The organism is Alcaligenes sp. LTN-3, assembly GCF_059735605.1.
In genome coordinates, this window is record NZ_JCAPDN010000003.1 from 549,692 (window position 1) to 576,622 (window position 26,931).

32 protein-coding genes and 1 tRNA gene are annotated in these 26,931 nt (G+C 55.8%); 18 read left to right on the top strand and 15 right to left on the bottom strand.

Annotated features, from left to right (window positions below):
* Positions 1-190: 190 nt before the first annotated feature.
* From AC6I6N_RS15420 to AC6I6N_RS15480, 13 genes are all read left to right on the top strand, one after another.
* Positions 191-679 carry an Lrp/AsnC family transcriptional regulator gene (locus AC6I6N_RS15420; protein WP_094198024.1) on the top strand — a complete coding sequence of 163 codons (489 nt, stop codon included), beginning with the start codon at positions 191-193 and terminating at the stop codon, positions 677-679.
* 170 nt (positions 680-849) lie between these two features.
* A complete protein-coding gene (locus AC6I6N_RS15425; RefSeq protein ID WP_094198023.1) occupies positions 850-1,542 on the top strand; it encodes a GntR family transcriptional regulator in 693 nt (230 codons plus the stop codon).
* A gap of 36 nt (positions 1,543-1,578) precedes the next feature.
* Positions 1,579-3,291, top strand: coding sequence for a dihydroxy-acid dehydratase (gene ilvD, locus AC6I6N_RS15430; protein WP_094198022.1), 1,713 nt, complete (start codon positions 1,579-1,581; stop codon positions 3,289-3,291).
* Between the two features lies 1 nt (position 3,292).
* Entirely contained in the window at positions 3,293-4,189 is an 897-nt protein-coding gene (locus AC6I6N_RS15435) for an NAD(P)-dependent oxidoreductase (RefSeq protein WP_125277160.1), read from the top strand.
* A 13-nt stretch (positions 4,190-4,202) separates the two neighbouring features.
* Positions 4,203-5,033 (top strand): hydroxypyruvate isomerase family protein, encoded by an 831-nt coding sequence (locus AC6I6N_RS15440; RefSeq protein WP_249460480.1) that lies wholly within the window; start codon positions 4,203-4,205, stop codon positions 5,031-5,033.
* Positions 5,034-5,036: 3 nt separating this feature from the next.
* On the top strand, positions 5,037-5,984 hold the full coding sequence (locus AC6I6N_RS15445) for an NAD-dependent epimerase/dehydratase family protein (RefSeq protein ID WP_094198019.1): 948 nt from the start codon (positions 5,037-5,039) through the stop codon (positions 5,982-5,984).
* 51 nt (positions 5,985-6,035) lie between these two features.
* The gene (locus tag AC6I6N_RS15450; protein WP_094198018.1) at positions 6,036-7,076 is read left to right on the top strand and encodes a TRAP transporter substrate-binding protein; all 1,041 of its coding nucleotides are present in this window, start codon (positions 6,036-6,038) and stop codon (positions 7,074-7,076) included.
* A 68-nt stretch (positions 7,077-7,144) separates the two neighbouring features.
* Entirely contained in the window at positions 7,145-7,648 is a 504-nt protein-coding gene (locus tag AC6I6N_RS15455) for a TRAP transporter small permease (RefSeq protein WP_234354354.1), read from the top strand.
* On the top strand, positions 7,641-8,933 hold the full coding sequence (locus AC6I6N_RS15460; protein WP_094198016.1) for a TRAP transporter large permease: 1,293 nt from the start codon (positions 7,641-7,643) through the stop codon (positions 8,931-8,933). The genes AC6I6N_RS15455 and AC6I6N_RS15460 overlap by 8 nt, the downstream gene beginning before the upstream one ends.
* A 15-nt stretch (positions 8,934-8,948) precedes the next feature.
* Positions 8,949-9,278, top strand: a complete 330-nt coding sequence (locus AC6I6N_RS15465) for an NIPSNAP family protein (protein ID WP_094198015.1) — start codon at positions 8,949-8,951, stop codon at positions 9,276-9,278.
* Positions 9,275-10,225, top strand: coding sequence for a 2-hydroxyacid dehydrogenase (locus AC6I6N_RS15470; RefSeq protein ID WP_125277158.1), 951 nt, complete (start codon positions 9,275-9,277; stop codon positions 10,223-10,225). The genes AC6I6N_RS15465 and AC6I6N_RS15470 overlap by 4 nt, the downstream gene beginning before the upstream one ends.
* Before the next feature lie 466 nt (positions 10,226-10,691).
* A complete protein-coding gene (locus AC6I6N_RS15475; protein WP_497943617.1) occupies positions 10,692-11,825 on the top strand; it encodes an alpha-hydroxy acid oxidase in 1,134 nt (377 codons plus the stop codon).
* A 58-nt stretch (positions 11,826-11,883) separates the two neighbouring features.
* Positions 11,884-12,282, top strand: coding sequence for a GFA family protein (locus AC6I6N_RS15480; RefSeq protein ID WP_108728391.1), 399 nt, complete (start codon positions 11,884-11,886; stop codon positions 12,280-12,282).
* 68 nt (positions 12,283-12,350) lie between these two features.
* Here AC6I6N_RS15480 and AC6I6N_RS15485 read toward each other — a convergent pair.
* Positions 12,351-12,426 (bottom strand) — tRNA-Thr (locus AC6I6N_RS15485).
* Between the two features lie 247 nt (positions 12,427-12,673).
* Here AC6I6N_RS15485 and cysP point away from each other — a divergent pair.
* Genes cysP through cysW form a run of 3 tightly spaced genes read left to right on the top strand, consistent with a single transcriptional unit; the run spans position 12,674 to position 15,411 of the window.
* Complete coding sequence (cysP, locus tag AC6I6N_RS15490) at positions 12,674-13,678, top strand: thiosulfate ABC transporter substrate-binding protein CysP (protein ID WP_094198009.1); 1,005 nt, start codon at positions 12,674-12,676, stop codon at positions 13,676-13,678.
* 3 nt (positions 13,679-13,681) lie between these two features.
* Positions 13,682-14,572 carry a sulfate ABC transporter permease subunit CysT gene (gene cysT, locus AC6I6N_RS15495; RefSeq protein WP_121739843.1) on the top strand — a complete coding sequence of 297 codons (891 nt, stop codon included), beginning with the start codon at positions 13,682-13,684 and terminating at the stop codon, positions 14,570-14,572.
* Positions 14,569-15,411: a sulfate ABC transporter permease subunit CysW gene (gene cysW / locus AC6I6N_RS15500; protein WP_094198007.1), complete on the top strand. Its 843-nt coding sequence runs from the start codon at positions 14,569-14,571 to the stop codon at positions 15,409-15,411. The genes cysT and cysW overlap by 4 nt, the downstream gene beginning before the upstream one ends.
* Before the next feature lie 165 nt (positions 15,412-15,576).
* Here cysW and AC6I6N_RS15505 read toward each other — a convergent pair whose 3' ends face one another.
* The 5 genes from AC6I6N_RS15505 to petA form a co-directional block, all read right to left on the bottom strand.
* Positions 15,577-16,002, bottom strand: coding sequence for a ClpXP protease specificity-enhancing factor (locus AC6I6N_RS15505; protein WP_094198006.1), 426 nt, complete (start codon positions 16,000-16,002; stop codon positions 15,577-15,579).
* A gap of 6 nt (positions 16,003-16,008) precedes the next feature.
* Entirely contained in the window at positions 16,009-16,617 is a 609-nt protein-coding gene (locus tag AC6I6N_RS15510; protein WP_094198005.1) for a glutathione S-transferase N-terminal domain-containing protein, read from the bottom strand.
* A gap of 126 nt (positions 16,618-16,743) precedes the next feature.
* A complete protein-coding gene (locus AC6I6N_RS15515) occupies positions 16,744-17,598 on the bottom strand; it encodes a cytochrome c1 (protein ID WP_497943618.1) in 855 nt (284 codons plus the stop codon).
* 19 nt (positions 17,599-17,617) lie between these two features.
* Positions 17,618-19,006, bottom strand: a complete 1,389-nt coding sequence (locus AC6I6N_RS15520) for a cytochrome b (protein WP_094198003.1) — start codon at positions 19,004-19,006, stop codon at positions 17,618-17,620.
* 49 nt (positions 19,007-19,055) lie between these two features.
* Positions 19,056-19,700 carry a ubiquinol-cytochrome c reductase iron-sulfur subunit gene (gene petA, locus AC6I6N_RS15525; RefSeq protein ID WP_094198002.1) on the bottom strand — a complete coding sequence of 215 codons (645 nt, stop codon included), beginning with the start codon at positions 19,698-19,700 and terminating at the stop codon, positions 19,056-19,058.
* Positions 19,701-19,826: 126 nt separating this feature from the next.
* Between petA and mscL the strand changes: the two genes are divergently transcribed.
* Positions 19,827-20,282, top strand: a complete 456-nt coding sequence (gene mscL / locus AC6I6N_RS15530; protein ID WP_094198457.1) for a large conductance mechanosensitive channel protein MscL — start codon at positions 19,827-19,829, stop codon at positions 20,280-20,282.
* Positions 20,283-20,463: 181 nt separating this feature from the next.
* Here the strand turns inward: mscL and AC6I6N_RS15535 are convergent, their stop codons facing one another.
* Complete coding sequence (locus AC6I6N_RS15535; RefSeq protein WP_094198001.1) at positions 20,464-21,240, bottom strand: Nif3-like dinuclear metal center hexameric protein; 777 nt, start codon at positions 21,238-21,240, stop codon at positions 20,464-20,466.
* Between the two features lie 25 nt (positions 21,241-21,265).
* Between AC6I6N_RS15535 and AC6I6N_RS15540 the strand changes: the two genes are divergently transcribed.
* Positions 21,266-22,432, top strand: a complete 1,167-nt coding sequence (locus AC6I6N_RS15540) for a S1C family serine protease (protein ID WP_497943619.1) — start codon at positions 21,266-21,268, stop codon at positions 22,430-22,432.
* A gap of 244 nt (positions 22,433-22,676) precedes the next feature.
* Here the strand turns inward: AC6I6N_RS15540 and tatC are convergent, their stop codons facing one another.
* From tatC to hisA, 8 genes are all read right to left on the bottom strand, one after another.
* The gene (tatC, locus tag AC6I6N_RS15545) at positions 22,677-23,444 is read right to left on the bottom strand and encodes a twin-arginine translocase subunit TatC (RefSeq protein ID WP_094197999.1); all 768 of its coding nucleotides are present in this window, start codon (positions 23,442-23,444) and stop codon (positions 22,677-22,679) included.
* Positions 23,441-23,932, bottom strand: a complete 492-nt coding sequence (gene tatB / locus AC6I6N_RS15550) for a Sec-independent protein translocase protein TatB (protein WP_125277144.1) — start codon at positions 23,930-23,932, stop codon at positions 23,441-23,443. The genes tatC and tatB overlap by 4 nt, the downstream gene beginning before the upstream one ends.
* A gap of 17 nt (positions 23,933-23,949) precedes the next feature.
* Positions 23,950-24,183, bottom strand: coding sequence for a Sec-independent protein translocase subunit TatA (gene tatA / locus AC6I6N_RS15555; RefSeq protein WP_094197997.1), 234 nt, complete (start codon positions 24,181-24,183; stop codon positions 23,950-23,952).
* 12 nt (positions 24,184-24,195) lie between these two features.
* A complete protein-coding gene (locus AC6I6N_RS15560; protein ID WP_094197996.1) occupies positions 24,196-24,564 on the bottom strand; it encodes a histidine triad nucleotide-binding protein in 369 nt (122 codons plus the stop codon).
* An 83-nt stretch (positions 24,565-24,647) separates the two neighbouring features.
* Positions 24,648-25,001, bottom strand: a complete 354-nt coding sequence (locus tag AC6I6N_RS15565) for a phosphoribosyl-ATP diphosphatase (protein WP_094197995.1) — start codon at positions 24,999-25,001, stop codon at positions 24,648-24,650.
* Positions 24,998-25,402, bottom strand: a complete 405-nt coding sequence (gene hisI, locus AC6I6N_RS15570) for a phosphoribosyl-AMP cyclohydrolase (protein ID WP_108728395.1) — start codon at positions 25,400-25,402, stop codon at positions 24,998-25,000. The genes AC6I6N_RS15565 and hisI overlap by 4 nt, the downstream gene beginning before the upstream one ends.
* On the bottom strand, positions 25,402-26,193 hold the full coding sequence (gene hisF / locus AC6I6N_RS15575; RefSeq protein ID WP_094197993.1) for an imidazole glycerol phosphate synthase subunit HisF: 792 nt from the start codon (positions 26,191-26,193) through the stop codon (positions 25,402-25,404). Before hisF ends, hisI begins: the two co-directional genes overlap by 1 nt.
* A complete protein-coding gene (gene hisA / locus AC6I6N_RS15580) occupies positions 26,190-26,930 on the bottom strand; it encodes a 1-(5-phosphoribosyl)-5-[(5-phosphoribosylamino)methylideneamino]imidazole-4-carboxamide isomerase (RefSeq protein ID WP_094197992.1) in 741 nt (246 codons plus the stop codon). The genes hisF and hisA overlap by 4 nt, the downstream gene beginning before the upstream one ends.
* Position 26,931: the final 1 nt, after the last annotated feature.

The window sequence follows — 26,931 nt, forward strand, 5'->3', positions numbered from 1 at the left end:
TTTCCATCAGTGGCGCGGTGCAGTCACCCGAGCAGGCGGGCACAGGGGTAAAGCTGAATGTTGTCTGTGGTTTCATTATTCAATCCCACTTAAATTTATGCGTTGATCTTAGGGATTTAAGGGTCTTGCGCCAAGCTGTTTTTTATAGAAGCATAATTTTTTCTAGAAAACTTTAAAAACAGGTTTTTTTATGCAAATAGATTTGGATGAGGTGGATTGCAGTTTACTGGCCGAGCTGCAACGAAACGCCAGGCTCACCACAAGCGAGCTGGCGCAAAAAGTGGGTATATCGCAGTCGCCTTGCTGGCGCCGGATCCGTCGCATGGAAGAAGCCGGGCTTATTTCAGGCTACCACGCCCGGCTGGATCGTCGCGGCCTGGGCTACGGTGTGGTGGCCTTCGTCAGCATCAGTGTGGACTTTCAGAACGAAGCGCGTTCGGTGCAGTTTGTAGAAGCGGTACGCGATATTCCGGAGGTAGTGATGTGTCATGGCATTGCAGGCCCGGCCGACTTTTTGCTCATGGTGGTGGCCAAGGACCTGGACAGCTATTCGGAGTTGTTGCAACGGAAACTGCACCGTTTGCCGGGTGTCCGGCAAGCGCAAACCAGCTTTTCCTTGCAGGAGTTCAAGGGGCTTAACGAGCTGCCAATCCCGGTAATGGTCAAGCCTGCACCCTGATTCACTACGCTGTAAACCTTGATATGCGACGTGATCCTACGTTTTGCCGCGTTACCCATGATGAGTTAGGCAGCTAAGGGTTAGCTCTGATTTATTGTCAAAGAAGTCCGTCCTTAGAATTGATCAAAAATCACAAATCATTGCTCGAACTAACTTTGTGACGGAATCTAATGAAACATTCAGATGCTGCAAGCGCCAGTGCTCCGCTCGAAGCTTTTCAACCTATCGTTCGGCAATCCGTTAACGAAGCGGTCTATCAAGCCCTGCGAAACAAGCTGATGCACGGGGAATACCGTGCCGGCCAAGTGCTGGGTATTCAATACCTGGCCGACGCGCTGGGCACCAGCACCATGCCCGTGCGTGAAGCATTACGCCGCCTGGTCGCACAACAGGGGCTAGAGCCGTTGCCCAACGGCACCACGCGTGTTCCGCTGATCACCAAAGCCTGCTTGAGCGATATTCGTCGTGCACGCGTTCTGATCGAAGGCACCGTCACCGAGTGGGCCGGCCCCTTGCTGACATCCTCTGTGCTGGATCAGTTGGAACAGTTGGCGCAAGAAATTACACAAGAGCGTCGTACGCCCAAAGGCGTGGCCAGCAGCTTGGAAAAAAATCGGATCTTTCATTTCACGATTTACGCCGCCGCCCAGTCTCCGGTCATGCTCGCCATGATCGAGAGCCTGTGGCTGCAGTCAGGTGCTTATCTGCGCGAAACCCGCGAATTACTCCACAACGAGGACTCCTCGGACCAATTGCACGAGTCCGCCGTAATCGCGCTGCGTAACGGCAATTTCGCCCAGGCACGTCAATACATTCAGGAAGATGTCTCCTGGATATTTGACCGCTTGGATCTGCCCGATTGAATCGATCTTTCAACTACTCATTCCCCACCAAAGACCATGCTAAAAAAACATAGATCAAAAGCAGTGACCGAGGGCGTAACCCGCACCCCACACCGAGCCTTTCTGCGTGCAACGGGCCTGGATGATGATGACCTGGACCGCTCGATGGTCGCCATCATCGGAACCGCCGGAGACAACACACCCTGTTCCAAATCGCTGGGCCCGCAAGCAGACAGCGTGCGCCTGGGTGTAGCACAGGGTGGTGGTGTACCCGTCATGATGAACACGATTTCCGTGTCTGACGGCACCTCCATGAACCACGCTGGCATGCGCATGAGTCTGGTCTCGCGCGAGATGATTGCCGACAGTATGGAAATAGCCGTGCGTGGTCACGCTTATGATGCTTTGGTCGGTTTGGGTGGTTGCGACAAGACCTTGCCCGGCACCTTGATGGCCATGGCACGGCTTAATGTTCCCTCGGTGTTCATTTATGGCGGTTCCATGTTGCCGGGCTACTCGCCCGATGGCACTGAAAATACCGTGCTGACCGCCATTGAAGGGGTGGGCCGCTACCAGACCGGGGCGATTTCCCTGGAGCAATTGCACGGCATCGAGCGCAACTGTGCCATGACTGTCGGCTCCTGTCCGGGCCAGTTCACTGCCAATACCATGGGTATGGTGGCCGAGGCTTTGGGCATGTCCTTCCTGGGGTCTTCGACCACACCAGCGGTCTACAGCCAACGACACGCACTGGCTCGCCGTGCCGGTCGTCGGGTGATGGAAATTCTGGAAAATGGTGGTCCACTGCCGCGTGATCTCATCACACGCAAGAGCCTGGAAAATGCCGCTGCGGCTGTGGCTGCGACGGGCGGCTCAACCAACGTGGCCTTGCATATCCCTGCTATAGCGCACGAGGTGGGTATCCGCTTCACCATGGATGATCTGGCTGAGGTCTTTAACCGCACACCTCTTATCGCCGACTTGCAGCCCGGTGGCCGTTATCTGGCACGCGATCTGGACGTGATCGGTGGGGTGCCCGTCGTGCTCAAGGCTCTCTTGAAGAGCGGGCACCTGCACGGCGATGTGTTGACCATTACCGGTGAAACCTTGGCGGAGGCCTTGGAAAGTTTCCCCGATGTTGATGGTCGTATCGTGCGTAGCAGTGATCAGCCTATTCATGCGTCAGGCGGTCTGGTTGTGCTCAAGGGCAATCTGTGTCCGGATGGGGCCTTGCTGAAGATTGCCGGTTTGAAGTCTCTGGTTTTTGAAGGCCGCGCCCGTGTCTTTGAAACCGAGGAAGATTGTATGGCCGTGGTGTCCAGGCAGGCCTACGAGACTGGCGATGTGCTGATCATTCGCAATGAAGGCCCCAAAGGCGGCCCCGGCATGCGCGAGATGCTAAGCGTTACCGCCGCCATTTACGGCCATGGCAATGGCGAGAAAGTGGCACTGCTGACCGATGGCCGTTTCTCGGGTGCGACACGCGGCATGTGCATCGGCTATGCCAGCCCTGAAGCGGCAGCCGGTGGGAACATCGGCTTGGTGCGTGACGGTGACCGTATCACCATCGACGCTACGCAAAGCAGCATGCAGTTGCATGTGTCCGATGAGGAACTGGCCGTACGCCGGGCGCAATGGAAACCCTATGTACGAGATCGTTTGGCGGGCGCGTTGGAGAAGTACGCACGTCTGGTTGGGCCGACCAATGAAGGGGCAGTGACCCATTCGGGTGCTGCCCAGTGGCCGCAAGAACAGCTTGAGGACGTATAAGATGAAACTCGGTTTTTGCGGTTTAGGATTGATGGGTGCTGCTATGGTGCAGCGCCTGCTGAAAGCGGGCCACGAGGTCAAAGTCTGGAACCGTTCCAGGGAAAAGGCCGAGCCCTTGGCGGCGCTCGGTGCGCAGATTGTGAGCACGCCATGCGAAGCGGCTGAAGGCACCGACGGTGTCTTGCTATGCCTGTTTGACGCCAAGGCTGCCGAGGCCGTGGTGTTCGGTGCGGACGGCATTGCTCAGGCAGCAGGTCTTAATTGGCTGGTGGATCACTCCAGCATCGACCCGGAAGCCACGCGCAACTTGGCCGCTCGTTTGGCGCAAAGTTGCGGGGCTGACTGGATTGATGCCCCAGTGTCTGGCGGTATTCCAGGCGTGGAGGCCGGTACGCTGGCCATCATGACAGGTGGTAGCGAAACCCATATGCCCGAGGCCGAGGCTGCCATGCGCGCCTATGCCGGCAATATCACGCATATGGGGCCTTCTGGGACCGGGCAGGCGACCAAGCTGTGCAACCAGGCTATCGTGGCGACCTCGATCGCGGCACTGGCCGAAGCCATTGGCTTTGCCCGACGCAATAACATCAATGTGGACAAACTGGCACCCGCACTGGCGGGCGGCTGGGCGGACTCCAAGCCCTTGCAGATCTTTGCCCCGCGCATGATAGAAGCACAGGCAAAAAGCATCGGTGCGCTGTCCACCATGCTCAAGGATATCGACACCCTGATCGCCAATGCTCAACAAAGTGGTGCGCCTATGCCGGTGGCGGCCAGCGTGCAGCAAATGTTGCGTGTGGCTAGCGCCATGGGTTTAGGTCAGGCCGAAGTGTCTGCCTTGGTCAGTGTCGTTCTGCCAGAGCAGCGTGACGCCTTCCTTCGCCAGATAAGCGCATAAGGCGGGCGGCCCCATGCAACTATCCGCTAATCTCAGTTGGTTGTATCGGCACCTGGACTGGAGCGAACGCTTTGAGGCTGCGGCGGCCGATGGTTTTAAGGGTGTTGAGATTTTGCTGCCCTATGACTACGCTCCGGCGTGGTACGCCCAGCAACTGCAAACCACAAAGCTGGAGCTGACGCTCATCAATACGCCAATAGGCGAGGGGCAGGGCAGGCTGGGCTGGGCGGCGATTCCCGGCGCACAGACCCAGTTCCGGCAAGCCTTTGATCGTGCCCGTGCGGTTGCACAGGCGACCGGGTGCCGTCGTATCCACGTGATGGCGGGCGATGTCAGCCCCTTTGCGCAGGAAGACGGTCGGGCCGCACTGATCAGTAATCTGGAACATGCTTTAGCCTTGGCTGAAGCGGATGATTTGGTCCTGACGCTGGAAGCGCTCAATCGCAGTGATATGGCCGGGTATTTTTATTATTTGCCCGAACAGGTCATAGAGGTGCTCCAGCATTTCAATTCCCCGCGCCTGCGCCTGCAATTTGATTACTACCACTGCGTCAAAGAAAGTTTGGACGTCCGTTCCAGCGTTGCGGCCTGTGCGCCCTGGATCGGCTATGTGCAGATCGCGGGTGCCGATGGGCGCTACGAGCCGGATCTTGCACAACATGATTTGCTGGAAGGCGTGGCTGCCTTGCCCACTTTGGGCTACGACGCTTGGCTGGGCTGCGAGTATCAGCCTCGCGCACTGCCGTCAGAAGGTTTGGCCTGGTGTCAGCCCTTGCGTGATCGCAGTGTGCTGGCTGTGCCCCATCGCCATGCTGTCGCTTGCCCGCAGGCTGCTGGGAGATAAGCCATGAAGCATGTCTTGATTACCGGCGCCAACGGCTACATCGGTCAAGCGCTGGCCCGTGCGGTAGCCAAACGTCTGGCAGCCAAAGAAATTCAAAGCCTGACCTTGGTGGATCTGGCTTTTGAAGAGCAAAGCTATCACCACGAGCCTGGCCTGCGCTGCATTAGCGGTGACTTGTCCGATGAAACCGTGCTGCAGGCCGCTTTGACCCCTGCTCCTGATACGGTTTTCCATCTGGCCTCGGTGACCAGTCGGCTTGCTGAGGAGAATTTCGCGCTGGGCCTGCGCGTCAATATCGCCGGCACGGTGAGCTTGTTCGAGCACTTGCGACAACAAGAACAGTGTCCCGTTGTGGTGTATGCCAGCAGTATTGGTGTCTTCGGTACGCCGCTGCCCCTACAGGTAGATGACAACACCCCAGTGGCACCCACCTTAAGTTACGGGACGCAGAAGCGGATGGTGGAGTTGCTGTTGGCCGATTACAGCCGCCGTGGCTTTCTGGATGGTCGCTCGGTTCGCTTGCCTACCGTGGTTGCCAGACCCATGACGGCCGAAACGGCGCTGTCTTCATTTGCCAGTTCCTTGATTCATGCTCTTGCCGCTGGTAGCACTTACGAGTGTCCCATCGGCCCGCAGGGGTGGATATGGCTGCTTTCCTTGCCGATCTGCGTACAACATCTTTTGACAACGGCGAGCATCGAAACGGTTCGCTTGCCGGAGGGGCGAGTATGGAATCTGCCCGCCCAGCGTCTTCAAGTTGCAGACCTGGTACAGGCTGCGAAATCCCGCTATGGCCGGGGGGCCGATGCGGGTTTGCGTTTTCAGTCCAACCCCCAGTTTGATCGGCAGTTTGCCCAGTGGCCACCGTTGACAACGGCAATCGCCACGCAGTTGGGTATGCAGCATGACGGCGACGTCAAAACCTTGATTGAACAGGCTCTTGTTTCCTGAAGGGCCTGGCTAACTATACCTATAACGATCTACCACTAAAAAGGATTCCCCATGAAGAACCGATGGATTTCTCGCCTGTTGGGTATTGCCTTAACGAGCCTGGGTGTGGCGGCAGGTCCCGCAAAAGCGGACAAACCGGTGGAGCTGACTTTTTCGGCCTGGATTCCGCAGACACATGTTCTGGTCGCTAATTTCATGAAGCCCTGGGCCAAAGAGGTGGAGCAGGCCACCGAAGGGCGCGTCAAGATCAACTTCCTGACCAAGGCGGCCACTAACCCGGTTGGGCATCTGGATGCGGTACGCAATGGTCTGGTTGATCTGGCCTTTATTTCCTACTCCTATTACCCCGGCAATTTCGATTTGATGAAATTTGCCATGCTGCCGTTTTCGGGCAATAGCGCCGAGTCCACCTCGCTGGCAGCGTGGGATATCTATAGCAAGTATCTGCAAGATGCCAAAGAGCATCGCGGTATCAAGTTGCTGGGCATTTATGGTCACGGCCCGGGCAGTGTTTACACCACAGAAAAACAGGTACAAAACATTGCCGACTTCGATGGCCTGAAGCTGCGTATTGGCGGTGGCATGCAGGCCGATCTGTCCAAGGCGCTGAATGTGAATGCGGTGGTAAAGCCTGCTTCCGAATCGTACGAACTGCTTAGCACCGGCGTGGTGGATGGGGTTCTTTTCCCGCCTGAATCGGTTGTTTCGTTTCGTCTGGACAGCGTCGTCAAACATGCGACGGTTTTTCCCGGCGGTCTTTATGCCGATTTGCACGGCATCATCATGAATCCGGGTGCCTTTGATCGCTTGTCTGAAAAAGACCGCGAGATCGTGATGGGGCTTTCGGGTGAGCATATCGCGCGCATGGGGGGCAAGGCCTGGGGTGATGCGGATGTGGCCGCCCTGAAAACCCTGCAGGCAAGTCATGTGCAGTTTCACCCTGCCAGTAAAGAGCTGATTGCCGCCGTCAAAGAGCGCACAGCTTCGTTCGAGCAAACCTGGCTTGCTGCTGCAAAGGCCAAGGGCATAGACGGGCCTGCCGTGCTGGCCGAGTTTCGTGCCGATCTGAAAGCGCGGGAAAGCGGCCAGTGATCAGCGTATTCAGACTGTCTTGAACCTGCTGGACGCCGCGTGCGCCAGCAGTCCCGGAGCTACAAAGCATGAACTCCATTCTCTCTTTATTAAGAGCGGGTCTTCGGCGTCTGACTGAGTTATGCATGGTCTCGCTGGCCTTGCTGACTTTGGCCGATGTACTAGGACGCTACATTTTCAACGTGTCGGTGATGGGTGCGGTAGAACTGACGGAAATACTCATGGTGGGGGTGATCTTCTGCGGTATTGTCTTTGCCACCATGGCGCGTGAACACATTGTGGTCGACCTGGTGCCCGTTCCCGGTGGGGACAGGGGCGCGCGAGTCGTTCATATCTCCAGCCACTTGCTGGCAGCGGGGATCAGTGCCTTGCTGGCTATGGTCAGCTGGACACAAGCCGAGTCGGCGGCCGAGTACGCTGATCAGACCACCTTGCTGGGGCTGCCATTGGCTCCGGTTGTTTACTTCATGAGCATCATGCTGTTCGTCAACACACTGGTGGAGTTGGGGCAGCTTGGCCGGAGCAGGAACGCAAAGACGGCCCATCTGGAACAAGAGGCACAGAATGACTGAAGCGCTGATTGGCTTTGCCGCCATGCTCCTTTTGATCTTCCTGCGGGTGCCCGTAGCGTTTTCCATGGCCCTGGTGGGTTTTATCGGTGTTGGCATCATGCGCAACTGGCCTTCGGCCTACGCCATGACCGGCGCAGTGGTGCGTGAAAGCGGTTTTCAATATTTGCTGTCGGTGCTGCCGCTGTTCATCTTGATGGGTAACTTCATTACTCAAGCCAAATTGTCCAAAGAGCTTTACGCTGCCGCCTATGCGTTTTTGGGGCATAGAAAGGGTGGGCTGGCCATGTCTACGGTAGTGGCCTGTGGTGGTTTTGGCGCGGTGTGTGGCTCCAGTCTGGCGACGGCGGCCACCATGTCCAAAGTGGCCTACCCGCAAATGCGTAGGCTCGGTTACAGCCGTGCCTTGGCTTCTGGTTCGATCGCTGCGGGTGGCACGCTGGGCATTTTGATTCCACCCTCAATTGTGATGGTGGTCTACGCCATCTTGACCGAACAAAGCATAGGCAAGATGTTTGCCGCCGGTGTTCTGCCCGGCCTGTTGGCTGTGGGTCTCTACCTCTTGGCGGTCAGATGGACGATCTGGCGCGACCCTAATGCCGGGCCTCCCGGTGAACGCATGAGTTGGAAAGAGCGTTTGAGTGCGCTGCGCGATGTCTGGGGGGTGCTGGTGTTGTTCATTATCGTGATGGGCGGCATTTATGGCGGGGTATTTAGCTCTACTGAAGCGGCTGGGATTGGTGCTTGCGGTGCCTTTCTGTTCGCGCTGCTGCGTGGCCGTTTGACCTGGCAGACACTGTCCAATGTGCTGGTTGAGTCGGCGCGTACGACGGGCATGTTGTTCTTGGTGCTGATCGGCGCCTTGCTGTTTTCCAGCTTTATCAATTTCACCTCCATGCCCAGCGACTTGCAGGACTGGGTGCAGCAGTTCGAGATGAGCCCGATCGTGGTGATTTTGCTGATTTGCGCAATTTATATCGTGCTGGGCAGTGTGTTGGAGAGCATGTCCATGGTCTTGCTGACCGTGCCTATTTTCTACCCGCTGGTGCAGCACCTGGGCTTTGACCTGGTCTGGTTCGGCATCATTGTAGTGGTGGTTACGGAAATCAGTTTCATCACCCCGCCCGTGGGCATGAACGTCATGGTGCTGAAAAGCCTGTTGCCCGACGTGAAGATGGGCACGCTGTATCGGGGAGTCTTGCCTTTTGTGGTAGCGGATATTTTCCGCCTGGCGGTGCTCTTGGCTTTTCCAGTTATTTCGCTGCTCTTGCCCAAATACCTTGGATAAAAACGGATTCGCAACATGATTATCGACCAAAGAACCTATACCATCCCTACCGGCCTGCTGCGCGACTTCCTGTCCCTGTATGCAACGCAAGGGCGTGCCGTACAAATCGAACATCTGGGCGCTTGTCACGGCTACTACACCACGGAAGTAGGTGAACTGAATCAGGTGGTGCATCTGTGGGCATACAAGGATATGGCTGACCGGGAAGCCCGTCGTAACGCACTGGAGGCTGACCCGCGCTGGTTGGCTTATCGTCGCAAGGCCTGTGCTGCCGGTCATGTCATACGCCAGAGCAATGCCCTGCTTAAACAAGTTGATTTCGACGTCTTTACAAGCGAAGCATGACCATGAACCCGAAGATTCTTCAAGCCTGCCCCTTGCCGCCTCCTCTGGCGGGCAAACTGCCTGCCTTGTGTCCGGTTGAAACCCTGAGTGATGCGCCCGATCAAGCGCTGTTCTTGCGTGAGCGTGGCGGCGAGTTTACGGTGCTGGTCACCACAGGAACGCAGGGCGCAGACAAGGGGCTGATTGAGGCACTGCCTAATTTGAAGGCTATTTGTAGCCTGGGCGTGGGCTACGATGCCATCGACCTGGATGCAGTCCGTGCGCGTGGGGTGATGCTGAGCAATACTCCAGACGTTCTTAACGACTGCGTGGCCGACTTGGCGATTGGTTTGTTGATCGATGTGGTGCGTGGCATTTCGGCTTCCGACCGACATGTCCGGCGTGGTGACTGGCCTCGTGTCGGCCCGACCATGCCCAGCACTCGGGTCAGTGGCAAGCGCCTGGGCATGCTGGGTATGGGACGAGTCGGGCAGGTTATTGCGCGTCGCGCTATCGGCTTTGATATGGAGATCCGCTATCACACACGTAGCGCCAAACCCGAATTGCCTTGGCAGCACGAGCCTTCATTGCTGGCTTTGGCGCAATGGTGCGATTTCCTCATCGTGGCTTGCCCCGGCAGCCCGCAAACTTACCATCTGGTGTCTGCCGAGGTCTTGAGAGCCTTGGGGCCCAACGGCTACCTGGTCAATGTCGCTCGCGGCTCTGTGGTGGATGAAAAAGCCTTGGTGGCGGCTCTTGATAATGGCCAATTAGGCGGCGCCGGATTGGATGTGTTCGAGAACGAACCCGATGTGCCTGCCGAGTTGTTAAGTAACGAGCGGGTAGTCGTGCTGCCTCATGTAGGGAGCGCAACCCGTGAAACCCGTGCCGCCATGTGCGAGCTGGTGTTAAAGAATGTTGAGAGTTACCTTACGCAAGGCAGTCTTGTGACGCCGGTTAGATTGTAAAGACTGCCTCAGGAATAACGCAGCGGTTTCAAGCTTCTGGCTTGAACTGCTGCTTCTTTCTGAGCCAGTGTTAGCCAGTATTGCTTGGTTTGCAAAGTTTTGAGTACCTGTTAAGCACCAGGTCACGAAGTTGCCCTATTTACAGGGTTGGAGTAATCGCTCTGCTTTCGACTAATGACCAAATACCGAATCTGGAGATGGGTCGTATTAGTGGGAAGTCCGTGACGAGCAGGAGTTAGCTAGCCAAGGTGCCGGCGTATCTGCTTGGTCGCCCCTTATACGATCCTCCGTCTGCCCGTCGTCAGCTTGGTCGCCTGTTCTTGCCAACACGTTCTCCTTTGGCTGAGCAGAAACAGACGTGTTTTCTTTGCATGGAGCGGTGCTTTCAACTATATACTTGATGCTTAAACAATTAAATTGAATCGGGCCTTGTACGCCCGGCATCAGGTGGGAGGCAGCTTGCATCATGCGGCTCAATATTCAGGATTTTCAGGTAGCGGCCCAAAGCAGCCTGCCACGCTTTGTCTATGACTATGTTGCTGGTGGGGCAGAAGACGAACTCTGTCTGGCTCGTAATCAGGCAGATTTGCAGACGCTGACTTTGTCGCCACGCAGTTTGCGTGATACGTCGGCGGTATCAACAGAAATAGAGGTCTTTGGACGCCGATGGGCTGCGCCTTTTGGTGTCGCTCCCGTTGGCTTGATCGATGTCGTGCGTCCACGTGGGGATCTGCACGCAGCGCGTGCCGCAGGCAAGGCGGGCTTGCCGTACATTTTGTCCACTGCCTCCAATAGCCCTTTGGAGCAGGTGCGTGAGGTCTGCGAAGGCCCATGCTGGATGCAGTTGTATGTGATGCAAGACAGGGGCATGGCCAATTCCATTCTGGATCGCGCCCGCCAAGCCGGGTTCGAAGCCTTGGTTTTGACCGTCGATGTGCCTGTAGGTGGTTATAGAGAAAAGGACATACGCCACGGCTTCAAATTGCCGTTTCGTCCAGGCCCCCGCTTATTGCTGGATATGGCTTTGCAGCCCCGCTGGCTGTGGCGTCAGGCTTTGGCCGGCCAACCCCAGTTTGTCAACCTGATGCCCACGCAAGGAGCCACTTCTGCTCAGGCACAGGCAGCACTGCTGGCGCGAAGCATGGACCGCCGCTTGATTTGGGATGATGTCTCCTGGCTGCGTTCCAAGTGGGACGGCCCGTTGCTGATCAAAGGTGTGCTCCATCCTGAAGATGCACGTCAGGCCTTGCATTACGGTGTAGATGGACTGATTGTGTCCAATCACGGTGGCCGACAACTGGATTGTGCGCCTTCAACAATCAGCGTTCTCCCGCAAATCATGGATATCGTCAAAACGCAGATGCCGGTGTTTATCGATAGCGGCTTTCGGCGTGGTGCAGATGTCGCCAAGGCCATCGCTTGTGGAGCGACGGGCGCATTCCTGGGACGTGCCGTCGCCTACGGTTTGGCTCAAGGCGGCGAGCAGGGCGTCTCTGACGTGTTGGGCCTGGTCGCTCAGGAGCTGGAACGGACGATGATTTTATTGGGGGCTTCATGCCCGGCAGATTTGACCCAATGTCTTGTATCCTCTATCGAGTAAGGTGTCCGACGCCCGCTGAAATCTGCGGCGGGAAACTTACTCTTTGGAGGTATGGCGTGTGAAAGGAAGCTGTCTTTGCCAAGGCGTGGTCTTTGAGATTACCGGCGCTATTACGAACCTGCTCTATTGCCATTGCAGCATGTGTCGCAAGTCGCATGGTTCTGCATTCAGGGCGCGGGGCAAGGTCAAGACCAAGGAATTTCATTGGCGTCGCGGTCAGGAACTGCTGCGGTTTTATGAGTCATCGCCAGGAGAGCACCGGGGTTTTTGCTCCAGGTGCGGGTCAAATATTTTGACTAAATTCGATCAAAAACCAGAAGAGCTGGGCTTGGCGTTAGGGGTGTTGGACGATGACCCTGGTCTGCGTCCCACTTGTCACGTTTTCGTGGGCTCAAAAGCCGCGTGGCATGAGATTGCTGATGGGCTTATTCAGTACGAGGGGTTCCCACCTGGCTAGCAGCAAGACTCGGACAGCAGAAAAACAAAACGCCAAGCTTTTGAAAGCTTGGCGTTTTGTTTTATTCGTGGTGCCGGCTAAAGGAGTTGAACCCTCGACCTTCGCATTACAAGTGCGCTGCTCTACCAACTGAGCTAAGCCGGCGAATTGACGATTATAGCCGGAATTTTTGATAAGAAGCAATCACCAGAAAAATATTGATGTGGTCCAAGACTCACAGGCTCAGCCAGTAAGTAGGTTCTGGTTATAAGCGCATGATGAAAATGTCGTTTTAAATGCCTTTCTCCCTACCCATAATCTGATCTATCCAAGCTGTGCTTATATAGAAAGCGCGCAATTGAACATTAGTGACGGGCTCCGAAGGCCGCGTCCGGGAACGTTGGGGAACACCATGAAATTGAAGTCTGTTGTTGGCTCTGCCTTGTTGTTGACGTCTTTGCTGGGTGGTAACGTCAGCGCCCAGGTTTCTTTGCTGAATGCCTCGTTTGATGTGGCCCGTGAGACCTTTGCGGCAATCAACCCCAAGTTTGTTGAGCACTGGAAAGCCACTACGGGCGAAGACATCAAGATTGATCAGTCTTTTGCCGGAACTTCCCGTCAGGCCCAGGACATTATTCAGGGCAAGAAAGTCGATACCGTGACCTTCAACCAGGTCACCGATATTGAGTTCCTGGCCGAGCGCGGCGCGGTGGCCAAGGACTGGGCCACTAAATTCCCGAACAACAGCTCGCCTTACTACAGCACTATCGCTTTCCTGGTGCGCAAGGGCAATCCCAAGAACATCAAGTCCTGGGATGATCTGGTGCGTGACGATGTGAAACTGGTGTTCCCGAACCCCAAGACCTCGGGCAATGCTCGCTACACCTATTTGGCGTCCTGGCTGTATGCCAATGAAGCCTTTGGCGGCGATGAAGCCAAGATCAAAGAGTTTGTCGGTAAGGTGCTGGCTAATGTCGAGAGCTTCCCCACTGGTGGCCGTGGCGCGACTGTGGCTTTTGCCCAGAATGGTCAGGGTGATGTGTTGCTGACTTTTGAATCCGAAGTGCTTAATATTGCCGCCAGCGATGAATTCAAGGGCAGTGAGTTGGAAGTGGTGGTGCCCCCCGTCAGCGTATTGGCTGAGTTCCCCGTAGCCGTGGTGGATCGTGTGGTTGACCAGAAGGGCACCCGCAAGGAGGCGACCGAATACCTGAAGTTCCAGTACACCCCGGAGATTCAGCGTCTGTTGGCTGGTTTCAACTACCGTGTGACGGATCCTGCTGTTGCCAAGGAGTTTGAGTCCAAATACGCACCGGTCAAGTTGATCAACCCCACCGACCTCCTGGGTTCCTGGACTGATATTCAAAGCCGCCACTTTGCCGCGAATGGCGTGTTGGACCAGTTGCTGGCCAAGTAATTCATGAGTCGTACTCTTGTGGGCGGGGCGCAGGATTCCGGGGCGAAGACTGCGCTAAAGCCACTCTTTTTTCTGCGTCGCCCCGTCATGCCGGGTTTTGGGCTGAGCTTTGGCTTTAGCGTCCTGTACCTGTCCATTATTGTGCTGCTGCCTTTGTCGGCCTTGTTCATGTACGTCAGTGACATGAGTCTGGCCGATTATTGGCGTGCGGTCACGGATAAGCGCGTCGTCAGCAGCTATCAGGTTACGATCAGCGCTGCCCTTTATTCCACCCTGACTGCTAGCGTGGTGGGGTTCATTATTGCCTGGATCATCACGCGCTTTGAGTTTCCGGGGCGTCGCCTGATCGATGCTTTGGTAGACCTGCCGTTTGCCTTACCGACTTCGGTAGCGGGTTTGACCTTGGCGACGCTGTTTGTGCCCGGCGGCTGGTTTGGTCAGTTTCTGCCGGAAGGCTGGAAGATCGCCTATCAATACCCCGGCATTGTTCTGGCTATGACCTTCACCAGTTTGCCCTTTGTGGTGCGTATTGTGCAGCCCGTGATTGAAGAGCTGGGGGCCGAGTACGAAGAGGTTGCCCACACACTGGGTGCCAGTGGCTGGCAGACGTTCAGCAAAGTGGTGTTTCCTCCGCTGATTCCTGCGCTGGTCACGGGAGCCTCCCAGGCTTTTATCCGCAGTTTGGGTGAGTTCGGCGCAGTCATCATGATTGCTGGCAACATTCCCTACAAAACCGAAGTATCGTCCCTGATGATTTTTGTGCGCCTACAAGAATTCAACTATCCGGCGGCGGCGGCGATTGCCTCGGTGATCTTGATCGCCTCCTTGCTGCTGCTGTTCACCTTGCAACTAGTGCAGAATCGCTTGTTGGGCTGGCAGCGGAGGGCGTCATGAGAAAAACACCTAAAAGCACGGCTGATCGCCTGATTCTGGCCTTGGGCATTGCCTTGGTGCTGGGTCTGCTGGTGGTCCCCCTGATACTGATCTTCTCCAAAGCCTTGGGCGATGGTTTGCCAGCTTTATGGAGCAATCTGCAAGAGGACTACATGCTGCACGCCATTGGGCTTACCCTGTTTGTGGCGGTGCTGACGGTGCCCCTGAACATGGTCTTTGGCATTCTGCTGGCCTGGTGTCTGACGCATTACGAGTTTCGTGGCCGCCGTTTGCTCAGTACCTTGGTGGATTTGCCTTACGCGGTTTCTCCGGTGGTAGCTGGCCTGTGTTATCTGGTGGTCTACGGTGTGGAGTCGTCTCTGGGACAGTGGTTAAGCGCACGTGATATCCAGTTGATGTTCGCCTGGCCGGGAATCCTGATGGTCACGATCTTTGTGACCACGCCTTATGTGGCCCGTATCCTGATTCCTATCATGCAGGCTCAAGGTTCGGACGCGCAGGCGGCGGCGTTAAGTCTGGGTGCCAATGGTTGGCAGATCTTCTGGCACGTCACGCTGCCGGATATTAAATGGGCCTTGCTGTATGGCGTGGTGCTGACCAATGCTCGTGCGATTGGCGAGTTCGGCGCGGTGTCCGTGGTGTCTGGCACCATCATGAATCAGACCTTGACCTTGTCCCTGCTGGTGGATCAGTTGAACAACGATAACAAGGCGGCTGCGGCCTTTACAGCGGCTGCGCTACTGGCTCTATTCGCCATCGTGTCCGTGATGCTCAAGAGCTTGTTGGAGTGGCGTGTGGCGGCTGGGCGTCGTCGCAATCAGGCTGAGGCGGTGCAGTAGGGGTAGAACTTAGCGTGTGTTAGATAGTGGTGCAGTGCCTTCGCTCAGTGACAATGCAAGTGCTTGGGTGACCGGTTCTACTATTTGATATCTGTAGTAGAACTGGTTATTCAAGAGGTAAAAAAGGCTCCTTACGGAGCCTTTTTTGTCTGCGTCGAACGCGCCTTATTTGACGATTTTCAGGTGCGAGACCTTGTCAGCGTCTTTTTTGGCAACGGGCGCTTCCGGTGTCGCTTCAGGGGCTGCCTCTGGTGCTTCGCCTTCCGCGTAAGGCTCGGATTCGACGACCTCAAAACCCATGCCAGCGCCTGTTTCGCGTGCGTAGATGGCCGATACGGCCGCTACGGGCACGAAAATGTCTTCCGTGACACCGCCGAAGCGGGCCTGGAATTCAATGTAATCGTTACCTAGGATCAGACCATTGGTGGCCAGATGCCCAATATTCAGGGTGATTTGACCATCCTGAATATGGCCGCGTGGAACAACAGTGTTGGCGTCTACTGTGACCACAATGTGTGGTGTGTATCCGTGATCGGAACACCATTCGTGTAGAGCGCGCAACAGGTAGGGTTTGGTAGAGGTCTCTTGCATAATGAATTAGCGACGCATGACTTTTTCGGAAGGCGTCAGCGCTTCAATGTAAGCAGGACGCGAGAACACGCGCTCGGCGTACTTTTGCACAGGAGCAGCGCTCTTGGGCAGTTCGATACCGTAGTGGTCTAGGCGCCAGAGCAGGGGAGCGATCGCCACGTCCAGCATGGAGAATTCTTCACCCAGCATGTATTTGTTCTTGAGCAGGATCGGAGCCAACTGCGACAAGTGGTTGCGGATTTGCTGACGGGCCAGTTCTTGTGCCTTGGCATCCGTGTTGCGGCGGTCTTCCAGGGCAGCCACGTGTACAAACAGTTCCTTCTCGAAGTTGTACAGGAACAGGCGAGTACGGGCGCGCATGGTAGGGTCCGCAGGCATCAGCTGAGGATGCGGGAAACGCTCATCAATGTATTCATTGATGATGTTCGATTCGTACAAGATCAGGTCACGTTCTACCAGGATGGGCACCTGTCCGTAGGGGTTCATGACGGCGATATCTTCAGGCTTGTTGTACAAGTCGATGTCGCGGATCTCGAAATCCATGCCTTTTTCAAACAACACAAAACGGCAGCGCTGTGAGAATGGGCAAGTTGTTCCAGAGTAGAGCACCATCATGGTAGGAGATTCCAGTCGTAGAAATAAAAACAAGAGCCTCACGGCTCAGAACTTAAAACCCTGCAGAGGGTTTTAACAATAAAAAGCCGGGCAGGCTAGTTAGGCCTGCCCGTCTAGCATAGCGTTTTACTTGATGTCTTTCCAGAAAACGCTGTTCAGGCGCCATGCAACGGCAAAGAACAAGAGCAGGAACAGGATTACGCCCACACCAATTTTCTTGCGCTCCAGTTGCACAGGTTCTGCCATCCAGTCCATGAAGTTGGCCAGGTCGGCGACATCGCTGTCGTACTTGGCAGCCATCTTGGCATTGACAGGCTCGAGCTTGACCGAGTCGGAGGCATGGCCAGTGTAATTGTCCAATACTTCTGTTTTGACGGACGAGAAGCCGGCGGGATCGTAGCTGGCGACTGTCTTGACCCACTCTTTGCTGCCATCGTCTTTGGCGGTTTCAGCCACGGTCGTACGGTGCAAAGTCACACCACCTTGGCGCTCCCACATGGCGTGAGGCATACCCACGCTTGGGAAAACCAGGTTATCCCAGCCTGTAGGACGGGATGCGTCACGGTAGAAAGTGCGCAGGTAGGTGTAGATGTAGTCTGCGCCGCTAGGGCCCAGGTTGGTGGACTTGGCACGTGCAATCACGGACAGGTCAGGAGGAGCAGCACCAAACCATTTCTTGCCCATTTCCGGGGTCATGGCGATCTTCATCAGATCACCCACCTTGTCCGAGGAGAACAGCAAGTTTTTCTTGATGTCTTCTTCGGTCAGGCCGATATCTTTCAGCTTGTTGTAGCGCATGGAGTTGGCGCTATGACAGTTCAGACAGTAGTTCACAAACAGTTTTGCGCCATTTTGCAAAGCCGCCATGTCATTCATGCGGTCGGGCGCGCGCTCCAGGGCATAGCCACCTTCGGCGGCCACAGCCACCGTGCAGGTAAGGGACAAGGCCAGAGCGCCAAGCAGTTTTTTAATCATGGTCATTCCGTTTCGTGTTGGGGGCCTAGTGAGGGCGGAAAGTCACGCGATCAGGTTCGGGTTTGAATGTACCCATGCGGCTCCATACTGGCATCAACAGGAAGAATGCCAGGTAGATCACCGTACCGATCTGGCTCAGCAGGTTGAACAAGTCGTTCGGGGCCTGCGTGCCCAGGTAACCCAAGATCAGGAAGTTGATGATGAAAATCGCGTACAGCACTTTGTGCCAGGTAGGACGGTAACGAATCGACTTCACAGGCGATTTGTCCAGCCAAGGCAGGAAGAACAGGATCACGACCGTACCACCCATGGCCACCACGCCCCAGAACTTGGCGTCGATAACACGCAGCAACACAGCAACAGCGATCAGGATGGCTGGAACAGCCAGACGCCAGATACCGGGCAGCTTGCCTTTGACGAACAGCACCAGCGCGCCCAGCACGGAAGCACCGGCCAGAACCCAGGTAAAGTCAGCGGTTGTGGCACGCAGCATGGAGTAGAAAGGCGTGAAGTACCAGACAGGCGCAATGTGTGGAGGAGTCTTTAGCGCATCGGCTGGGCTGAAGTTGTTGAACTCCAGAAAGTAGCCGCCCATTTCAGGAGCAAAGAAGACAATCGCGGCAAATACAATCAGGAAGCCAGCCACACCCAGGATGTCGTGTACCGAGTAGTAGGGGTGGAAGGGAATGCCATCCAAAGGACGACCTTGCGCGTCTTTGGGGCCGTTCTTGATTTCGATACCGTCAGGGTTGTTGGAACCGACTTCGTGCAGCGCGATCAGGTGAGCCACAACCAGGCCAAGCAGGACCAGAGGCACAGCAATGACGTGCAGCGCAAAGAAGCGGTTCAGGGTGGCGTCGGACACCACGTAGTCACCACGGATGAAAATAGCCAGGTCAGGACCAATGAAAGGAATGGCCGAGAACAGGTTAACAATCACCTGGGCGCCCCAGTAGGACATCTGGCCCCATGGCAGCAGGTAGCCCATGAAGGCTTCAGCCATCAGACAGAGGAAAATGGCAACGCCAAAGATCCACACCAGTTCACGAGGCTTGCGGTAAGAACCGTAGAACAAGCCGCGCAGCATGTGCAGGTACACCACCACGAAGAACATGGAAGCGCCTGTGGAGTGCATGTAGCGGATGATCCAGCCACCGGGCACTTCGCGCATGATGTACTCAACCGACTCAAAGGCCAGTTTGGCATCAGGCTTGTAGTTCATGACCAGAAAAATACCAGTCACAATCTGGATGACCAGCACCAGCAGTGCCAGGGAACCAAAGAAGTACCAGAAGTTGAAGTTCTTCGGCGCGTAATATTCTGACATGTGCTCTTTGTACATGGATGTCAGGGGGAAGCGCCTGTCAATCCATCCCAAGAGTCCTGTCGTTTCGACGGTTTTCTCGCCAGCCATGAAACGGCTCCTTTATCTTTTAAATAGTACGTATTGGGTTACAGCCGCCTTAGGCCTTGTTGTTTTCGTCTACGCCGATGGTAACCATCGTGCCGTCGGCCGAGAACTCGTAGGGCGGGATTTCCAGATTGTCCGGAGCAGGCTTGTTGCTGTAGACCCGGCCGGCCAGGTCAAACGTGGAGCCGTGGCAGGGGCACAGAAAGCCGCCTTCCCAACCACCGGGCAGACCGGCGCCAGCGCCAGCGGCCAGATGCGGGGTAGGGGAGCAACCCAGGTGGGTGCAAATACCGATACAGATAAAGATTTCAGGGCGACGCGAACGGTATTCGTTCTTGGCGTACGCGGGGGTGTAGCCGGGACGGTCCGAGTCAGGGTCGGCCAGTTGGCTATCGAGCTTGGGCAGGGCGTCCAGTTGCTCTTGGGTGCGGTGCAGAATCCAGACCGGTTTCCCGCGCCATTCAACGGTGCGCATCTGACCGGGGGCGATATTGGAAATATCAACCTCTACGGGAGCGCCGGCCGCTTTTGCTTTCTCCGAAGGAGCAAAGGAGCTGACAAAGGGAACAGCTGTTGCCACACCAGCAACACCACCTAATGCACAGGCGGTGGCGACCCAGGTGCGGCGCGAAGGATCGGGCGGAAGATTGAAATCAACCGCGCCTCTGGCATCGGGCTGTGTCGTGTTCTGACTCATTCTAGTATCCTTATTCCTGCCCGACTCGGGCAATACCACAATTTACGGATTTGGGCCTGGGTATATTATTCAACCGCACATTATACGCGTTACCCAGCGCAGCATAACTTGATCAAAGGTGAACATATGAACAAGGCTCGAGGTTTCCTGAACGAATTCCGGGAGTTCGCCGTTAAAGGCAACATGATGGACCTTGCGGTCGGTGTCATTATTGGCGCTGCTTTCGGCAAGATTATCGACTCGCTGGTAAAAGACATCATCATGCCCGTCATCAGTTTCATCCTTGGCGGCGAGGTGAATTTTACCAATCAGTTCACAGTCTTGCGTAGACCAGAGGGCTTTACCGGCCCAGAAACCCTGGAAGCTTTGAGGTCGGCAGGGGCTGTTGTTCTTTCGTGGGGTAGCTTCCTGACCATTTTGATCAACTTCATCTTGCTGGCCTTCGTGGTGTTTTGCATGGTCAAGATGATTAACCGTATGCGCGCCACGGTGGCCAAGGAAGAAGCAGCGGAAGTCGTTCCCGCGCCAACCCCTGAAGACGTGCTGTTGCTGCGTGAGATCAGGGATTCGCTGAAAAAATAAAAGCCCAAACGTATCAAAGCTTTAAGGTGCCTTTCGGCACCTTTTGTTTATGTAAACCCACCGGCAGGGCCAAGTTTGCCCGCGCCGGATGCCTGATTTTAGCCTTTCCTGGCCTGGGCTTGTCTAGCCATGCGGGGCTTTAAAGCTTGTTCAAGGTCATATGTGCTGGTTTTTGGTGAAATCAGATCGGGTTGTCCATGTCGATGAACTCCACCTCAATACCAAATTGACGCGCAATTTCCTCACCCAGAGCTTTGGCACCGTAGCGTTCGGTGGCATGGTGACCGGCAGCCATGAAGGCAATATTGTTTTCCTGTGCGCTGTGAAAGGTCTGTTCTGAGGCCTCACCGCTGATATAAAGATCGGCTTGGGCGGCAACGGCACTATCAATAAAACCCTGTGCGCCTCCCGTGCACCAGGCGATTCGGCGGACTTTTCGTTGTAAATCACCAACAATTAGTGGTTTGCGGTGTAAGTTATTGCAAACTGTCAGGCCGAATGTTTCCAGTGAAACGGGGGCAGGCAGTTCACCCAGCCAGACCAGTCCGTCCGGGCCACAGGTTTGTGCCAAGCCGTTTGCATCACGGAGCACCTCAATGCCTAATTGCCGAGCCAGTTGAGCGTTGTTGCCAAACTCGGGATGCGCATCCAGGGGCAGGTGATAGCCCAAGAGGTTAAGCTGATGCGACAGGACGCGTTCGATACGAGTTTTTCGGGTGCCAACAATACATGGGTTCTCGTTTTTCCAGAACCAGCCGTGGTGTACCAAAATTGCGTCCGCCTGGCGGGCAATAGCGGCATCAATCAGCGCCAGCGAGGCCGTTACGCCGGTGACAAGTTTGCCAATATAGGGCTTGCCTTCGACCTGGAGCCCATTGGGACAGTAGTCCTTGAAACGGGTGATATCCAAGGTGCTATTGAGCCAGTTGGCCAGTTCTGCCGTTGAAACCTGAGTCATGGAAATCCTTATCTGAAAGAGTGCTATGCGTCGATTGTGGCTAGTATTTGCTCAAGCGGTGACGATCTGCTTAGCGGGTTTTTTTATTGTGGTGACATTCAGGCCTCAGTGGTTGGGAGCACCCCAGTTACCCGTGCGCACAACTGATGCGGTGGTCATGCCGGCACCGGTTCCTTCTTTACTGGCCCCTGTCGCCCAGGAGAGCCCCTTGTCTTATGCCTCGGCGGTCACCCAGGCCGCGCCGGCTGTCGTTAATGTGTACACCAGCAAGCATTTGGAAGGCAATTCTCCCTTGCTGGAAGACCCCGATTTGCAACGTCTGTTCCGTGAACTGCCTGATCTGATGGGGCGTCGCTCCACAATCAACCTGGGCTCGGGCGTGATCGTACACGAACAAGGCTATATCCTGACCAATTACCATGTGATCGAGGCGGCCGACTCCATTGAGGTGGCCTTGTCGGATGGGCGTCAGGCCAAGGCTCGCTTGATTGGTTCGGACCCGGAAAGCGATCTGGCTGTGCTCAAGATCGATCTGCCCAAACTGGTGGTGATCCGGACACAGTCCCAGGATCAGTTGCAGGTGGGAGATGTCGTACTGGCTATCGGCAACCCTTTCGGAGTGGGGCAAACCACCACAATGGGTATTGTGTCGGGGCTGGGGCGCAATCGCCTGGGTATCAATATTTACGAGAACTTTATCCAGACAGATGCGGCAATCAATCCGGGCAATTCTGGTGGTGCCTTGGTGGATGTGACGGGCCGACTGGTGGGGATCAATACCGCTATTTATTCTGAAACCGGTGGGTCGCTGGGAATCGGCTTTGCCATTCCTGCTTCGACAGCGCTGGCCATTATGGACGAGATCATTCGTAATGGAGAAGTGACGCGGGGTTGGCTGGGGCTGGAGCCGCAGGACATCACGCCAGACTTGGTCAAGAGCTTCAAGCTGAAAAGTGATGCGGGTGTGATTATTGCCAGCGTGCAGCGTCATGGCCCGGCTGCCGAGGCCCATTTGCTGGTTGGGGATATCGTGTTGGGGTTGAATGGTCAGCCAGTGACCGATTCAATTGATCTGCTCAACCAGATTGGCCCCGTGCAACCGGGGCAGACCGTGACGTTACGTGTGCTGCGCGATGGCAAGGAGCTGGATGTTCCTGTCAAGGTTGGTATGCGGCCTCAGGTGCGCAAGTAAGGTCAGTAGCTTCCCTGCCTGTCCTGGTGGGGGGCCCCTCGAAGAAGGGTTGAAGGGCCATGGCCTTGAGGGCTGTACCGGTTCTTGGCTGTTTTACAGATCGTAGCGGCACAAGGGCTTTGCAACGCGTCTATAAAAGAATGGCTCTCTAGGACTGCTCTTTTTGGAGCAGGGCAAGAGAGCCATTTTTGGGCCTGCACTGACAAAAACCTAGCGTGTACAGACCGATGTTGCTTTGATCGTTTTACAGGTCCAGCTCACGGCCTTCGCTGCTTTCCGTTTCTCGTTTTTTGATCAGGCTGGCGGCCAGAATCCCTAACTCATAGAGCAGGCATAGCGGCGTTGCTAACAGAAGCTGGCTGACCACGTCCGGTGGAGTAACAATAGCAGCGATGACAAAGGCACCCACAATGACATAGCCACGGATTTCACGCAGCTTGGCTACCGTCACAACGCCTGTTTTTACCAGCAAGATCACTGCGATCGGCACTTCAAATGTAATGCCAAATGCCAGGAACATGGTCATGACAAAACCCAGGTAGGCTTCGATGTCCGGAGCTGGCGTAATCGATTGTGGGGCAAACGTGGCGATGAAATGGAAAACGGTGCGGAACACCACGAAATAACAAAATGCCATGCCAGCGATGAACAGCAAGGTGCTGGTCATGATCAGGGGCAACGCCAGTTTCTTCTCGTGGTTATACAAGCCAGGCGCAATAAAGGCCCATGCCTGATAAAGCACAATCGGCAAGGCCAACACGAAGGCTGCCATCAGGGTGACTTTGACCGGCACCATGAAAGGGGTAATTACCCCCGTGGCGATCATGCGTGTGCCCTCGGGCAGCGAGCTCATCATGGGCTGTGCCAACACATCGTAAATGGCCGAGGCACCCGGATAGGTAAACAACACGATAAAAATTCCCACCACGGCAATAACGGCGCGTAACAGGCGTGTGCGCAGCTCTACCAGGTGAGAGATAAAGGTGTCTTCTTGAGGCGCGTCGGTGCTCATGCCGTAGGTCCTTTAGCGGGGTGGGCGGGAGCATCCGTAGGACGGGGAGCGTCGTCACTGGCAGGCGCGCTAGGCGCTGGTGGGGCGGCTGCATCCGTGCTTGGCTGGCTGGCAGCCGGTTCTGTTAAAGCGGCGTCGGGCGTTGTAGTCGCGCTGTCAGCGGTATCTGAAAAGGCCTTACGTGCGGACTCCGACGCATTTTGTAGCGTGTCGCGCGCTTCGGTCAGAGGCTGGCTCAGGCTTTTGCCTGTGTCCTGGACCGAGCTGCGTACCGAACGCGCAGCGTCTTCCATCTGGTCTTTGAGCTTATTGACCTCATCCAGATTGATTTCACGTTGGATATCGGATTTGACCTCGGTGACGTAACGCTGAGCGCGGCCAAGCAGATGCCCGGCTGTGCGAGCCACTTTGGGAAGGCGCTCCGGACCGATAACGATCAAAGCAACTACACCAATCAGGAGTAGCTCAGTAAAGCTGATATCAAACATGGAGACTCACGTAAAAGTCAGGTGCGATCGGACTTTTCCTTTGCCTGCACATCGATTGTTTGGGGATCTGCCGTACGCTGGCTGACAGACTCGGGATTTTTCTCGTCGTCGCCAACTTCTTTCATGCCTTCTTTAAAACCTTTGACTGCACCGCCCAGATCCGAGCCGATGTTACGCAGTTTTTTGGTGCCGAAAACCAGGGCGACGATGACCAGAACGATCAACCAGTGCCAAATGCTAAAGCTACCCATAATGTATCTCCCTTAAGCAGCCATGGCTGCGCGTTGTTGCCATGGGCGCTCACCGCCCAAGATGTGCATGTGTAAATGGTTGATTTCCTGCCCGCCATCCAAACCGTTGTTGATGACAATGCGGAAACCGCCTTCTGGGCCGGGGCGACAACCAGCCTTTGCGGCCAGGGAAGGAGCCAAAGCCATCATTTTACCCAACCATTCGCTATCCTGGTCCGATACGTCCTGCATGGAGACGACGTGTTTTTTGGGAATGACCAGAATATGAATAGGAGCCGCTGGGTTGATATCGTGAAATGCCAGAAAATCCTCGTCCTCGTATACCTTTTTGGACGGGATCTGACCGGCAGCAATTTTACAGAAAAGACAGTTCTCGCTCATAGCAACCTCGGTAGCGAAGCACTCGCTGGGCGAATGCTGAAAATCTAGGTATTAGGACAGTGTAGCGCGACTAGATGACAGGATTACGCTTGATCCTTAGGTCGCGAAGCTTTTTCTTCCAATCCCGATGTGCCTTCACGGCGCAGCAGCTCTGTCAGGACATCACGAGGCTCCAGACCATAATAGGTCAGGGCCACCAGGCTATGAAACCACAGGTCTGCGGTTTCGCAGACAATGCGTTCGCGTTCCTGATCCTTAGCCGCCATGACCAGCTCGGTTGCCTCCTCGCCGATCTTCTTCAAGAACGCATCCGGCCCTTTGGCCAGAAGCTTGGCGGCATAGGACGAGGAAGGGTCCCCGCCTTGTGCCGGCAAACGGGACTTCAGAGTGCGGCCAAGATGATCGAGAATAGTCTCGACAGTAGGTTGTTCGTTCATCGGTAAATATGCTCCGGGTCTTTCAGGACGGGATCAACCACCACCCATTGTGCTTGATCGCTCTGGCCTTGCAACTGGCGATAAAAGCAGCTTTCACGTCCCGTATGACAGGCAATCTGACCAAGCTGTTCCACGCTGAGCAAAATAACATCGCCGTCGCAGTCCAGGCGCAAGTCGCTGACATGCTGCACATGGCCGGATTCCTCGCCTTTGCGCCACAGGCGCTGGCGGGAACGCGACCAGTACACGGCACGGCCAGTACTGACGGTTTCTTGCAGGGACTCCTGGTTCATCCAGGCGACCATCAGGATTTTGCCCGTGGCCTGGTCCTGTGCAATCGCAGGGATCAGACCTTGTTCATCAAAGCGGATTTCAGCCAGCCAAGCCGGTAAGTCTGCCATTAGCGTCGCACCTGAATACCTTGCGCAGCCATGAAATCCTTGGCTTCGGCAATAGTGTGTTGACCATAGTGGAAGATGCTGGCGGCCAGCACGGCACTAGCACCACCTTTGATCACGCCGTCAGCCAGGTCTTGCAGGCCACCCACGCCGCCAGAGGCGATAACGGGCACGGAGACCGCATCGGATACGGCACGGGTCAGTTCCAGATCAAAGCCGGATTTGGTGCCGTCGCGGTCCATGCTGGTCAGCAGCAGCTCGCCTGCGCCATAGTCGGCCATGCGGGCTGCCCATTCCACGACATCCAGACCCGTTCCACGACGGCCGCCGTGAGTAAAGACTTCCCAGCGGGGAGCTTCGTTTTCGGCACTGACACGGCGAGCATCAATGGCGACAACCATGCACTGCGTGCCGTGGTGATCGCTGGCAGCACGCACCAGATCAGGGTTGCTGATGGCGGCGCTGTTAATGGACACCTTGTCCGCACCGGCATTGAGCAGGCGCTGGATGTCCGTGACTTCACGGACACCGCCACCGACTGTCAGCGGAATGAAAATCTGGCTGGCCACCTGTTCGATGATCGGCAAGATCAGATCCCGGTTGTCCGAGGTGGCGGTAATGTCCAGGAAGGTCAGCTCATCGGCACCCTGGTCGTTGTATTTGCGGGCGATCTCTACCGGGTCTCCGGCATCGACCAGATCCACAAAGTTGATCCCTTTGACCACGCGACCGGCGGTGACATCCAGACAGGGGATAATGCGGCAGGCTAATTCGTTGGCAGCAACCTGGCTCATGCCGGGTACTCGTCAGCAAACGTTTGTGCCTCGGCAAAATCCAGGGTGCCTTCATAAATGCTGCGCCCCAAAATGACACCTTCAATCCCTTCGTGCTCGACAGCACACAGGTCTTCGATGTCTTTCAGGTTGGTGACGCCGCCCGAGGCGATCACAGGAATCTTGACGTGCTGAGACAGTTTGACGGTGGCTTCGATATTGACGCCTGTCAACATGCCGTCGCGGCCAATATCCGTATAGATAATGGATTCGCAGCCGTAGTCTTCAAATTTCTTGGCCAGGTCCAGTACGTCGTGGCGTGTCAGCTTGCTCCAGCCATCGGTGGCGATTTTGCCGTCACGGGCGTCCAGGCCAACAATGATGCTGCCAGGAAAAGCGCTGCAAGCGTCCTGCAGGAAACCTGGGCTTTTGACGGCGGCTGTGCCAACAATGACATAGCTCATTCCGGCGTCCAAGTAGCGTTCGATGGTGTCCAGATCGCGGATACCGCCCCCGATCTGTACGGGAATCTCACCGTCAATGGCCGCAATAATGGATTTGATGGCTTCGCTGTTCTTGGGCTTGCCGGCAAAAGCGCCGTTCAAGTCCACCAGATGCAGGCGCCGGGCCCCTTGCTCGAGCCACTGTGTTGCTATTTTGGCCGGATCATCCGAGAAAATAGTGGCGTCGTCCAGGTCACCCTGGCGAAGGCGCACACAACGCCCGTCTTTAAGGTCGATGGCGGGAATCAAAAGCATG